The organism is Achromobacter sp. DMS1 (genome assembly GCF_001270295.1).
The window spans coordinates 1-12038 of sequence record NZ_LHSJ01000123.1; the positions used below are offsets into that span (position 1 = coordinate 1).

The 12038-nt window shown below is 68.2% G+C and carries 10 protein-coding genes, 4 tRNA genes and 3 pseudogenes; 12 read left to right on the forward strand and 5 right to left on the reverse strand.

Features of this window, described 5'->3' with window-relative positions:
* From AD428_RS15000 to AD428_RS15020, 5 genes are all read left to right on the forward strand, one after another.
* A partial coding sequence (locus AD428_RS15000; RefSeq protein ID WP_200908047.1) for a TilS substrate-binding domain-containing protein occupies nucleotides 1-385 on the forward strand: 385 nt, incomplete at its 5' end.
* A 91-nt stretch (nucleotides 386-476) separates the two neighbouring features.
* Entirely contained in the window at nucleotides 477-1742 is a 1266-nt protein-coding gene (locus AD428_RS15005) for an aspartate kinase (RefSeq protein WP_053245703.1), read from the forward strand.
* An 80-nt stretch (nucleotides 1743-1822) separates the two neighbouring features.
* Nucleotides 1823-1915, forward strand: a tRNA-Ser gene (locus AD428_RS15010).
* 505 nt (nucleotides 1916-2420) lie between these two features.
* Nucleotides 2421-2497 (forward strand) — tRNA-Arg (locus AD428_RS15015).
* Between the two features lie 179 nt (nucleotides 2498-2676).
* Nucleotides 2677-2753: transfer RNA gene (locus AD428_RS15020), tRNA-Arg, on the forward strand.
* Between the two features lie 251 nt (nucleotides 2754-3004).
* On the opposite strand, the gene AD428_RS15025 is transcribed toward AD428_RS15020, so the two are convergent.
* Entirely contained in the window at nucleotides 3005-3229 is a 225-nt protein-coding gene (locus AD428_RS15025; RefSeq protein WP_053245704.1) for a DUF3079 domain-containing protein, read from the reverse strand.
* 199 nt (nucleotides 3230-3428) lie between these two features.
* Here AD428_RS15025 and AD428_RS15030 point away from each other — a divergent pair.
* A tRNA-Arg gene (locus AD428_RS15030) sits at nucleotides 3429-3505 on the forward strand.
* Nucleotides 3506-3744: 239 nt separating this feature from the next.
* Here AD428_RS15030 and AD428_RS15035 read toward each other — a convergent pair.
* The 3 genes and pseudogenes from AD428_RS15035 to AD428_RS15050 all read right to left on the reverse strand — a co-directional run bounded on the left by AD428_RS15035 (nucleotide 3745) and on the right by AD428_RS15050 (nucleotide 5528).
* On the reverse strand, nucleotides 3745-3993 hold the full coding sequence (locus AD428_RS15035; RefSeq protein ID WP_200908048.1) for a hypothetical protein: 249 nt from the start codon (nucleotides 3991-3993) through the stop codon (nucleotides 3745-3747).
* 89 nt (nucleotides 3994-4082) lie between these two features.
* Nucleotides 4083-4616: a helix-turn-helix domain-containing protein gene (locus AD428_RS15040; RefSeq protein WP_235490421.1), complete on the reverse strand. Its 534-nt coding sequence runs from the start codon at nucleotides 4614-4616 to the stop codon at nucleotides 4083-4085.
* 127 nt (nucleotides 4617-4743) lie between these two features.
* A pseudogene (locus AD428_RS15050) lies at nucleotides 4744-5528 on the reverse strand (SIR2 family NAD-dependent protein deacylase).
* 200 nt (nucleotides 5529-5728) lie between these two features.
* Here AD428_RS15050 and AD428_RS15055 point away from each other — a divergent pair.
* Entirely contained in the window at nucleotides 5729-6343 is a 615-nt protein-coding gene (locus AD428_RS15055; RefSeq protein WP_082308431.1) for a cysteine dioxygenase, read from the forward strand.
* A gap of 90 nt (nucleotides 6344-6433) precedes the next feature.
* Nucleotides 6434-7198 carry an IclR family transcriptional regulator gene (locus AD428_RS15060; RefSeq protein WP_053245707.1) on the forward strand — a complete coding sequence of 255 codons (765 nt, stop codon included), beginning with the start codon at nucleotides 6434-6436 and terminating at the stop codon, nucleotides 7196-7198.
* Between the two features lie 89 nt (nucleotides 7199-7287).
* Here AD428_RS15060 and AD428_RS15065 read toward each other — a convergent pair whose 3' ends face one another.
* A complete protein-coding gene (locus AD428_RS15065) occupies nucleotides 7288-8256 on the reverse strand; it encodes a tripartite tricarboxylate transporter substrate binding protein (RefSeq protein ID WP_053245708.1) in 969 nt (322 codons plus the stop codon).
* A gap of 289 nt (nucleotides 8257-8545) precedes the next feature.
* Between AD428_RS15065 and AD428_RS15070 the strand changes: the two are divergent.
* The 4 genes and pseudogenes from AD428_RS15070 to AD428_RS15080 form a co-directional block, all read left to right on the forward strand.
* A pseudogene (locus AD428_RS15070) lies at nucleotides 8546-9693 on the forward strand (CaiB/BaiF CoA transferase family protein); the annotation flags it as partial.
* A 126-nt stretch (nucleotides 9694-9819) separates the two neighbouring features.
* A pseudogene (locus AD428_RS25120) lies at nucleotides 9820-10501 on the forward strand (enoyl-CoA hydratase/isomerase family protein).
* 54 nt (nucleotides 10502-10555) lie between these two features.
* Complete coding sequence (locus tag AD428_RS15075; protein WP_053245709.1) at nucleotides 10556-11389, forward strand: CoA transferase subunit A; 834 nt, start codon at nucleotides 10556-10558, stop codon at nucleotides 11387-11389.
* The coding region (locus AD428_RS15080; RefSeq protein WP_053245713.1) for a CoA-transferase subunit beta at nucleotides 11382-12038 on the forward strand (657 nt) is incomplete at its 3' end. The genes AD428_RS15075 and AD428_RS15080, both read left to right, overlap by 8 nt.

Below are 12038 nucleotides of genomic sequence, written 5' to 3' on the forward strand. Positions count from 1 at the left end.
CTGGCCGGGCTGGCGCGCCATCGTGGCCCGCCATGCCGGCCACATGGCCGAGGCCGCGCAGATTCTCGAAGAAGTGGCGCGCGGCGATTTCGCCGGGCTGGACCCCGCGCCCGACGGACGGTCGTTCTCGCTGGCCGCCTGGCGCCGTCTTTCCGCGCCGCGCCAGGCGCAAGTGCTGCGCTACTGGTTCGGGCTGTGCGGGGCGCGCATGCCCACCGACGCCCGCATGCGCGACCTGCTGCGCCAGTTGCGCGGCCTGCACAGCCTGGGCCACGACCGCCAGCTGCGGGTGGAGCAGGCCGGCCATGCGGTGCGCTGCCACCGGGGGCGCGTATGGATGGAACCGCGGCCGTCCCGGGCCGTGCGCCCCACGGACGAAAAATAGCCGGCGCTGCGCAATTTTTTACCGCCGCGTTAGAATATGTGGCTTTGCCCGTCAATACTTCTTGCGGCGGGTTCCCCAGCCAGAGTACGAGATGTCCCTGATCGTTCACAAATATGGCGGTACCTCGATGGGCTCGATCGAGCGCATCAAGAACGTGGCGCGCCGCGTCGCGAAGTGGCACGCCGCCGGCCACCAGGTTGTCGTGGTGCCCTCGGCCATGGCAGGCGAAACCAACCGCCTGCTCGGTCTGGCGCGCGAGATTACCCCCCAGCCCGACGGACGCGAGCTCGACATGATCGCCGCCACCGGCGAACAGGCCAGCAGCGGCCTGCTCGCCATCGCGCTGCAGGCCGAGGGCGTGCCGGCGCGCAGCTATGCCGGCTGGCAGGTTCCCGTGCGCACCGACTCCGCCTACACCAAGGCCCGCATTTCCTCCATCGACGATGCGCGCATCCGCGCCGACCTGGACGCCGGCCGCGTGGTCATCGTGACGGGCTTCCAGGGCGTGGACGACGGCGGCAACATCACCACCCTGGGCCGCGGCGGCTCCGACACCTCGGCCGTGGCCGTGGCGGCCGCCATCAAGGCCGACGAATGCCTGATCTACACGGACGTCGACGGGGTCTACACCACCGATCCGCGCGTGGTGCCCGAAGCCCGCCGCATGTCCGTCGTTTCCTTCGAGGAAATGCTCGAAATGGCTTCGCTGGGTTCCAAGGTGCTGCAGATCCGTTCGGTGGAATTCGCCGGCAAATACCGTGTGCCGACGCGGGTGCTGTCCTCGCTGACCGACCCGCTCATCCCGCTCGAAGAAGAAATGCGTTCGGGCACGCTGATTACTTTTGAGGAAGACGAAAAAATGGAAGCCGCCGTTGTCTCCGGCATCGCCTTCAGCCGCGACGAAGCCAAAATCACCCTGCTGGCCGTGCCGGACAAGCCCGGCATCGCCTTCTCCATCCTGGGCCCCGTCGCCGCCGCCAACATCGACGTCGACATGATCGTGCAGAACCAGTCTGTGGCCGGCACCACCGACTTCTCCTTCACCGTGAACCGCAACGAGTTCGCGCGCACGGTCGACCTGCTCAAGCGCGAAGTCGTGCCCGCCGTGGGCGCGCGCGAGCTGGTCACCGACGAAAAGGTCGCCAAGGTGTCCATCGTCGGCATCGGCATGCGCTCGCACGTGGGCGTGGCCAGCCTGATGTTCCAGACGCTCTCGGAAGAGGGCATCAACATCCAGATGATCAGCACCAGCGAGATCAAGACGTCCGTCATCATCGACGACAAGTACATGGAGCTGGGCGTGCGCGCCCTGCACAAGGCGTTCGGCCTGGACCAGGTGCCCGCGCCCAAGGAATGACGGGCCTCTGCGGGTTTTTTGCCCGGCGGCCCGCATATGGGGCCACAAGCAAAAAATTCTGCTAGAATCTCGAATTCTTCGGAGACGTGCCCGAGAGGCTGAAGGGGCTCCCCTGCTAAGGGAGTATGTGGCCAAAAACTGCATCGTGGGTTCGAATCCCACCGTCTCCGCCAAATACGGATGCCGCGTTGAACCGCGATGTCTCAAAACCCGCAGCAGCTAACGCTCTGCGGGTTTTTCTTTGCCTCACGTTGTCCCCGCTCCTTCCTGGATAACTCACCATATCGGCCGGTACTCTTGCAGGCGCTTCGGGGGAACCCGCTCACATTCCTGGAAAGTGCCTGCGGAGCTGGCGCGGGCCGGGTAGCGCCCAGGACAGCCTGTCCGTTCATCGCAAGCCCTGCCCGCGCGTGCCCGGCGCAGGATGGACCTTGCGCGGAAAGCGGCGCCCTGTCATTGCGCCGCGGGCTCGCCGGATGACGGCCGGCATCGAACGGCCTTAAGACGAGAGACTCAAGAACCAGAGACTCAAGAACCAGAGACTCAAGAACCAGAGACTCAAGGCTCTGGCGGTATGACCGATTGCTGTCCGCAGGCTGTACGCGGGAGAAGGGCGCGGCTTTTGACCAGTTGCGGAGTTGGTGAAATACCGCTATGATTCAAGGCTTGCTTTTTCAAGCGCCCGTAGCTCAGCTGGATAGAGTACCTGGCTACGAACCAGGGGGTCGTAGGTTCGAATCCTGCCGGGCGCGCCATTTCTTTTGATGTGGCTGAAAAACAAGAAATCAGGAAAGCAGAGCAGGCGGCGCCGGTTCGATCGAATGATGAATCGAATCACCCGAATCAAATCGGTGCACAGCCGGAAATGCCTGATTGATTATGCAGCAACGATGGCATGATTATTTTTCTGATATAATTTTGCCTCTTTGCCGGAGCGCCCGTAGCTCAGCTGGATAGAGTACCTGGCTACGAACCAGGGGGTCGTAGGTTCGAATCCTGCCGGGCGCGCCACATAAGCAAAGAGCAAAAGAAAAGCAAAACCAGACGAGCAAGCAGAAGAAAAACAAGCGCGAGAATAAGCTTGCGAAGCAAGCTGAAAATTAAGCTGCAAGACGAGCCGAGGGAATCCCGCGGCAAAATCGAAAAAGGCCTTTGATTGCGTATCGAAGGCCTTTTTGTTTTGCGCGAGACTGATGCGGTTGCCGCGCCGCGGCTTCGCGGCTCTGCGCAACCGCGCCTGCCAGCCTGCCAATGGCTAACCCTTAGCGAGAGGGCGCGTGGGCCGGCGGCGGTTCGGGTTCGTCGCAGGGCGTTTCGTCCAGCCCCCAGTCGCCCACGGTGTACCAGTCCTCGCCCAGCAGCTCGGCCGGGTGCATGGTGCGGCCCGAGCCGTTTCCGCAGGCGAGGGATTCGGTAGGACAGTAGCGGTCGCAGCCCCAGCAGATGCGTTCGGGGTGTTTGGGATGCAGTGGGAATTTCTTGGCCATTTCGGCGATCCAGGATTGCGCGCGCCCGGCTCGCGCGGAAATCTCCGGCCGTCGGCCGAAGTCATGTCATGCGGCGGGGCTGGTTCCAGCGTAACCACGGATGGGCCGCGGGCCTTTGATCTCGCGCAAGCTCCGGCGCGCCCGTCCTGTCTGATTTGCCCGTTGGCGCGCGGACATGGTATAAACACGCCTCTTTAGCGCGCCCGTAGCTCAGCTGGATAGAGTACCTGGCTACGAACCAGGGGGTCGTAGGTTCGAATCCTGCCGGGCGCGCCACCCCTCTTTCCGCCTGCATATCCCTGTTCCGCAGGCGAGCCTGGCGCGTCGATGCGCCCGCCGCGTCATCAATGGGCTGTGCCCGGCAGGCAGCCCCGCACTGGCCAACCCCGTAACAGCAAGCCCCGGCCGGCAAGCCCGGCCGGCAACCTCGACGGGCAATCCCGATCGGCAGCCGCGAGCGTCGTTCCCGCATGTCCATGCCGCGACGTTTCCCGGCCGGCCAGGCTGGCGCGCGGTCAGACGACCCGGCGGTCGAGCGCGGTGAGCGACGTGCCGCTCTTGAGCAGTTGGTAGACCTGGCCGCCCAGCCAGGCCACTTTCTCGCCGGAACTGGTGCGGCAGTAGCAATGGGTGCTGGGATCGAAACGGGACGTGCCCAGCGCGGAATAGGCGTCGGGGTCTGCCACAAAACGCTCGATGCGGTAGAGCGTGCCGTCGGGGGCGGTTGCCAGTACATCCGTCAGTCGTCTTGCGGTTCCGTGCATTCCTGCTACCTCCACGTCGGGTTCATGGGAGAGGAAGAAAGCCCGCCCGCGGGCTGGAGGGAAAAGGTTCCAGCCGCGGGGGCGGGGCGTCAGCGATGCTCGCCCAGTTGGGAGTCATCGAGCTGCTCGGGCGCGACGCCAAGCGCGTGTGAAACGCGTTCCAGCACGGAGGGCCGCGGCTGCGGCCGGGGACGCTCCAGGTCGACGTAGATCGAATGATCCACGCCCAGCCGGGCCGCCATTTCCTGCGTGCTGATGTTGAGATGTTCCCGCCATGCGCGGATCAGGCTCCAGTCGTTGCCGGTCTTGAGACTCAGCACCGCCCGCGGAAGCCCGCGCGCCAGCGGGGTGTCGCGCCGGCGCGCGGGCGCGTCCCTGCGCGGCGCCATGCTGTTGCGCACTTCACGCTGCCGGGGGCCCGGCGCGGCGTCGGCCGTGTAGATCGCGTTGCCGCGCACCTGGCGATACTGGTTGCCGCCGATCCAGCATAGCGGCTCGCCGTTGTCGAGCCGGCATTCGCAGTCCAGGTGCAGATTGCTGGACGTGCTTTCCAGCTTGGCAATGGTTTCCCGCGTCGTGGCGTGGCGGATCACACGGTGCAGCACACCGTCGGCCGAGCGCACGAAAACGTCGGGCAGTCTCCAGGAAAACGTGATGATAGGCCTCCGTGCCAGATTTTTCCGCCAATGTAGCCGCGCGCGGGCCAGCTGGGATTTGGGGTTTCCCCGCGCCTCGATGCGCCCCCGGTTTTCAGCCGGAATGTCGCAGCCCCGACGCCCGCAGCAGCGCGGGCAGCAGCGTCGCCGCCGGGCCGTGCAGATTGTGGTGGGCGCGCGCATCGAGCGGGGTGGCGGCCGGGTTCACCTGCGCGACCACGGCGCCCTTGGACAGCGCCAGCAGGGGCAGTTCCGCGGCCGGATACACCAGCGCTGACGTGCCCACGCTCAGCAGCAGGTCGCAGCGCTCGGCCGCGCCGCGCGCTTCTTGCCAGGCCCGCGCCGGCAGGCTTTCGCCGAACCACACCACGCCCGGCCGCACCGGCGCGCCGCAGCGCCGCAAGCCGGCGGCATGATGCGTCTGCCCTCGCCGGGGTCTTCCGGCGGGTCCGCTTCCGGGCGCCAGGGCTGGCCGCAGGCCGAGCATCGCGGCGCGTGCAGGCTGCCGTGCAGGTGCAGCACGCCGGCGCTGCCGGCGCGCTCGTGCAGGTCATCCACGTTCTGCGTGACGACCGTTACCTCGGCGCCGCGCCGGGCCAGTTCGGCGATGGCCAGGTGCGCGGGATTGGGCCGGGCGCGCAGCGACTGGGCGCGGCGCCATTCGTACCAGCCCCAGACCACGTCGGGGTGGGCGCGAAAGGCTTCAGGGGTGGCGAGCGCCTGCGCGTCGAAGCGCGACCACAGCCCCGTGAGCGCGTCGCGGAATGTCGCGATGCCGCTTTCGGCCGATACCCCGGCGCCCGTGAAGACAACGATGCGCCGCGCTTCGCGCAGCGCGCGGGCAAGCGCCGGGGGAATGTCCTGATGCGTAGTTGTCATTTCCTGCCTTGTCGTGCGTGCGATACGCTGCACGGACGGCTGGCGGCTGTCAAGCGGCGTCGCGCGGCGCGCTGCGGTCGGTGCCGGCGTCGAGGGGGAGGCGGATATCCCGGATCGTGGCCGGCCCGTCTTTCATGTAGGATTTTTCATCGCTTCCTTACCTTGATTGCCGCGCATCGACCGCGGCCCGGAGACCCAGCATGCCCGAGACGCCCGCCGGCCTGGAGCGGCTGCGCCGCTTTATTGCCGAGGCCACGCGATTGGCAACGCCCGAAGGGCTGGCGCAAAGCCCGCGCCTGGAGGCGGCGCTGGCCGAGCTGGTCAGCCACGACGACTGGCTGCCGCCCGCCTGTGCCCAGCCGCATCCGCAGTATTACCAGCAATATCTCCTGCATTGCGATCCGCTCGAGCGTTTCTGCGTGGTGAGCTTCGTCTGGGGGCCGGGCCAGTCCACACCCGTGCACGACCATGAGGTATGGGGCTACGTGGGCATGCTGCGCGGCGCGGAGATCGACCAGCGCTATGCGCGCCTGCCGGACGGCCGCGTTGCGCCGCGGGGCGAGCCCGCGACCCTGCGCCCCGGCCAGGTGGCGCGCCTGTCGCCGCAGGAGGGCGACATCCATCGCGTTTCCAACGCGCACGCCGACCGCGTTTCGATCAGCGTGCACATGTACGGCGGCAATATCGGCGCGGTGGCGCGCCACGTATACGACCCGGCCACCGGCCAGGCCAAACCCTTCGTGTCGGGCTATTCGTCCGCCCAACTGCCCAATCTCTGGGACCGCTCGGAAGCGGTGCGCGCCGCGCTGCGCTGATCCCGCGCCGCAAGCCCGGAAGCAGGGCGGCTATCGCGGGGGCCGCGGTCATGCTATGTTCATGTCCTAAATATTGGGAAACATGCAAACATGGACAAAACCCTGCTCAAGGGCCTGATGGTGCTCGAAGCGGTGACGGACGTGGACAATCCGCCGCGCACTATCGACGCGCTGGCCGCGCGCGTGGGACTCACCCGGAGCAACACGCACCGCACCTTGCAGACGCTGATCCATGCCGGCTACGTGGTCAAGGACGAGGAAGGCGGCGGCTATCGCGGCGCCATCCGGCTGTTCGAACTGGCCGCCCGGCAACTGGCCCAGCTCGACGTGCGCAAGCTGGCCGCGCCGCATATGCGGGCGCTGGCCGACCTGACCGGCGAAACCGTGCACCTGTCGGTACTGGACGGTTTCGACGTGGTGTACGTGGACAAGATCGACAGCCCGCAGCCCATCCGCGCCTATTCGATGATAGGCGGCCGCGCGCCGGCCTATGCCGTGGCCACGGGCAAGGCCCTGCTGGCCTACCAGCCGGAGGGCTATGTGGACCGCTACGAAGACCAGCTCGTGCGCCACACGCCCGCCACGCTGGTTTCGCTGCCGCTGCTCAAGGAAGAGCTGCGCAAGATCGCGCGGGCCGGCTACGCCGTGAACCGTGGCGAGTGGCGCGAAGGCGTGGGCGGGCTGGCCGTGACCATCCTCAACAGCCTGGACCAGCCCGTGGCGGCGGTGGGCATCTCCGGTCCGCTGGACCGCCTCGGCCCGGCCCGGATGAAGCAGCTGGCTCCCGAGGTGGCCGCCTGTGCGCAGGCGGTGTCGCGGGGCATGGGCTACCGGGGCGGCTACCTGGGCCAGTAGGCGCGCTTCCGCGTCGCCGCGGCCCGCGTGGAAAAGCGGGTGGCGTCGACGGCACCGGCTTGACGGCACGGGGCCCGCGCCCGGTGGATTCATCGGCGCGCCGCCGACAGGCGCACCACGTCGGCCCAGCGCGCGACTTCCTGCCTGAGCACGCGGGTGGTTTCGGCCGGCGTGGTCGCTACCGCGTCGGCGCCCAGCCTGAGCGCGGCCTGCCGCACCGCCGGCAGGGCGGCGGCCTTGCGCATGCCTTCGGAGAGCCGGTCCACGATGGCCTGCGGCGTGCCCGCGGGCGCGAGCAGCGCATAGGCGGTGGCCACGGAATAGTCCTTGACGCCTTGCTCGGCCAGCGTGGGCAGGTCGGGCAGCGCCGTGGCCCGCGTGGCGGTCGTGACGCCGAGCAGCCGGATCTTGCCGCTGGCGAGCTGCGGCAGCAAGGCGGGCAGGGTCTCGATCACGAGGTCGATCTGCCCGCCCAGCAGGTCGGTAATGGCCGGCCCGCTGCCACGGTACGGAACATGCATGAGGCGGACGCCGGTGACGACCTGGAAGAGTTCGCCCGCCATGTGTTGCGAGGTGCCGTTGCCCGCCGAGCCGAACGTGAGCGTGCCGGGCTTGCGCTTGGCCAGGGCGATGAGCTCCTGCGCATTGCGCGCCGGCACGCTGGCGTTGACGGCCAGCGCCATGGGCATGCTGGTCGCCATGGACACGCCGACGAAGGCGGTGGCGAAGTCATAGCCCGGCTTGTCCGGCAGGGCGGCATGGATGGCGTGGCTGCCCACCGCGCCCATGAGCAGGGTGTAGCCGTCGGGCGCGGATTTGGCCACGTACTCGGCGCCGATCTCTCCGCCCGCGCCGCCCTTGTTCTCCACCACCACGGGCTGGCCGATCTCGTCGCCCAGGTGCTGGGCGTAGATGCGGGCCGCGGCGTCGGTGGCGCCGCCCGGCGGAAACGGCACGACCATGCGCACGGGTTTGGACGGCCAGGTGTCCGCAGCCGCGGGGCCGGCCGCCAGGGCCAGCGCCGCGCCCGCCAGGGCCAGGCGCAACAGGATCTTCATCTTTCGTCTCCTTGGCATGGGCGGGCCGGCATGCGCGGCTTGACGCGTGTACGGCCTCTTATTATTTCCTAAAATTTAGGACTTAAATTTCAATAATTGGTTTACTGAGAATTCCACACGATGATATGCTGGTCAACAAATAAGCACGCGACCTAGGGAATGTTCTAATTTCCCCGGGGAATCCTTGCAGTCGTTCGAGAGCAGGCCCGATCATGGCACTGCTGCGCCGCGGCGCTTTAGATTGTTTTGCTCATCCCAAATATTGATTTTTAATAACGAGAGGTCAGACATGACACCCAGTGCGGCACTGGCCGGCATCAAGGTGCTGGAGATATGCAATGTGGCGGCGGGCCCGTTTTGCGGCATGCTGCTGGCGGACATGGGCGCGGACGTAATCAAGGTCGAGAACCCCGAAGGCGGCGACACCCTGCGCAGCTGGCCGCCTTTTTCCGACGGCTACAGCGAGAACTTCGCCTCGCTCAATCGCAACAAGCGCTCGGTGACGCTGAACCTGAAGCATCCCGGCGACCTGGCGCTGGCGCGCGACCTGGCGCTTTCGGTGGACGTGCTGATCGAGAACAACCGGCCGGGCGTGATGGACCGCCTCGGCCTGGGCTATGCCGCGCTGTCGCGCGGCAATCCGCGCCTGGTCTACTGCTCGATTTCCGCTTACGGGCAGTCCGGGCCGCGCGCGCAGGAGGGCGGCTTCGATCTCACCATCCAGGCCATGAGCGGCATCATGAGCGTCACGGGGGAGCCGGGCGGCGAGCCCGTGAAATGCGGCGTGCCGCTGGCCGATTTCTCCGCCGGCCTGTACGGCGCGTTCGCCATCGCCTCGGCCCTGCGCGCGGCCGCGGCCACGGGGCAGGGCACCCACATCGACGTGCCCATGCTGGGCGCCACCCTGGGCATCGCGGCGCTGCAGACCTCGGAATTCTTCGGCAGCGGCAAGGATCCGGCCAAGCTCGGGTCCGCCCATCCGCGCAACGCGCCCTACCAGGCGTTCCGCTGCAAGAACGGCTATTTCGGCATGGCGGCGGGCAACAACGCGCTATGGAAGAGCGTCTGCCAGGTCGTGGGCCGCGCCGACCTGGTTGCCGATCCGCGCTTCGTGGACACCAGCGCGCGCGCGCGCGCAACCAGGCCGAGCTGCGCGGCATTCTGGAAACCGTATTCGCGGCCCACGAAGCGCCGCACTGGCTGTCGCGCTTCCGCGAGGCCGGCGTGCCCTGCGCGCCCATCAACACGTATTCCGAGGTGCTGGCCGACGAACAGGTGGCGCACATGGGCTGGGTGCAGCCGCTGGATCTGCCCAACGGCGCGCGCACGCGCACCTTCGGCCCGCCCGTCCGCTTCGACGGGCAGACCAGCGCTGTGCGCCTGCGGCCGCCGGCGCTGGGCGAACACAATGCGGAAGTGCTGGACGCGCTGCGCGCCGGATTGGGGGCGCGGCGATACGGCCCAGGGGGCAGAGGCATGACGCAGCCCGGCGGATCGAAGAGCGCAACCGCGGGCCGCGCCGCGCCCGCGCCGCTGCGGGTCGAATGGCGCGACGGCGTGTGCATGCTGACGCTGGCCCGGCCCGAGAAGATGAATGCGCTGTCGGCGGAACTGGTGGAGGCGCTGATCGCCGCGGTGGACGAGGCTGCGGCGCGGGGCGTCCGGCTCATCGCGCTGCGCGGCGAGGGCAGGAATTTCAGCGCGGGCTTCGATTTCGGCGGCTGGGAAACGCAGAGCGAAGGCGACCTGCTGCTGCGCTTCGTGCGCATCGAGACGCTGCTGCAGCGCCTGGCGTCCTCGCCCTGCCTCACGCTGGCGCTCGCGCACGGGCGCAATTTCGGGGCGGGCGTGGACCTGGCCGGCGCCTGCAAATGGCGCGTGGGCGAGGCGGGCGCCACCTTCCGCATGCCCGGCCTGAAGTTCGGGCTGGTGCTGGGCACGCGCCGGTATGCCGCGCTGGTCGGCGCCGAGCGCGCCCGCGCCGTGCTGGAGCAGGCCGCCACGTTCGACGCCGAAACGGCGCTGCGCGACGGCTTTCTCACCCGGTTGGCCGCGCAGGCGGCATGGGATGGAATAGTGGACGAGGCCGCGCGCGTGGCGGGGGGGGCTGGCCGTCACGGCGCGCGCGCAGCTGTACGCCGCGCTGGACGCGGAAGACCCGGACGGCGACCTCGCGCGCCTGGTGCGCTCGGCGGCCGAGCCCGGCCTCAAGCAGCGTATCGCCCGGTATCTGGAGGCCCGTTAGCGCATGCCGCCCACCGCGCGGCGGCAAAGAAAACGGGCAGGCAAAGGAGGCAACATGAGTTCCGGATTCAACCAGAAAAACAAGCTGCGCTCGCTGGAGGAACTGGCGGCGCTGGTGCCCGACGGCGCCTCGGTCGCGCTGGGCGGCAGCTTTCTGCACCGGGGGCCGTTTGCCTTCGTGCGCGAACTGATCCGCCAGAAGCGGCGCGGCCTGGAGCTGATCAAGCAGTCGCCCGGCTACGACGTCGACATTCTGTGCCGGGCCGGCGTGCTGGCGCGCGTGCGCGCCGGCATCGTGGCCATGGAGGGCAATTTCGGGCTGGCGCCCTGGTACCGCAAGGCGGTCGAGCGCGGCGAGATCCGCCTGGAAGAGCATGCCTGCGCCAGCCTCACGGCTGGCCTGCGGGCGGCGGCCTTCGGCGTGCCGTTCCAGCCTTGCGGCGGGCTGCACGGCAGCGGCCTGCCCGAGCTGAACGGCTGGAAATGCCTGGACGATCCCTATGGCAGCGGCGAGCGCACCTGGGTGGTGCCCGCCATCCGGCCGGACTTCGCCGTCATCCACGCCTGCGAGGTGGACGCGCAGGGCAATGTGCGCGTGCACGGCACCGCGCACTGGGACCGCATCATGTCGCGCGCGGCGCGCTCGGTGCTCGTGGTGGCCGAGAAGCAGGTGGACAGCGCCGTGTTCGAGGCCCAGCCCGAGGCCACGCTGGTGCCGTTCTTCATGGTGCAGGCCTACGCGGTGGCGCCGCGGGGCGCCTGGCCCGGCTCCTGCTGGCCCGACTACGAAATCGACTATCCGGCCGTGGAAGCCTACATGGACAAAAACGGCGACTTGCAGGCGCACCTGGATGCAGCGCCCGAAGCGCGGGAGGTGGCGCATGGCTGAGCAATGGTCGGGCTTTTCGTACATCGTGACCAACCTGGCGCGGTTCATCCGGCCGGACGAGATCACCTTCAGCGGCGTCAACTCCACCCTGCCCATGCTGGCCTGCCTGCTGGCCAAGCGCGCCTATGACTGGGATTTCGTCTACATCAACGTGGCCGGCGGCGTGAATCCGCGCCCGTCCAAGGTGCCGTTGTCCAGCTCGGACCCGGTGCTGGCCGAGCACACCGCGTCCATCTTCTCCAACGAGGATTTCTACGACCTCTGCACGCGCGGCCGCATGGACCTTACCTTCCTGGGCGCGGCGCAGATCGACGGCGCGGGCTGCGCCAACAACTCGTGCATCGGCGACTGGCATGCGCCCAAGGTCCGCCTGCCCGGCGGGGGCGGCGGCGCGGTCATGCTGCCCACGGCGCGGCGCGCCTGCACCTGGCGCACCGAGCACTCGCGCCGCACCTTCGTGCAGCGCCTGGATTTCATGACGTCCTGGGGCGGCTTTCACGGCGTGGTCACGCCTATCGCGGTGTTCGTCAAGCGCGACGGGCGGCTGGCGCTGCAATCCTGGCATCCGGATTCCAGCATCGACGAAGTCCGCGAGCGCACCGGATTCGCGTTCGACGCCCAGGACGCCGCGCCCACCGCGCTGCCCACC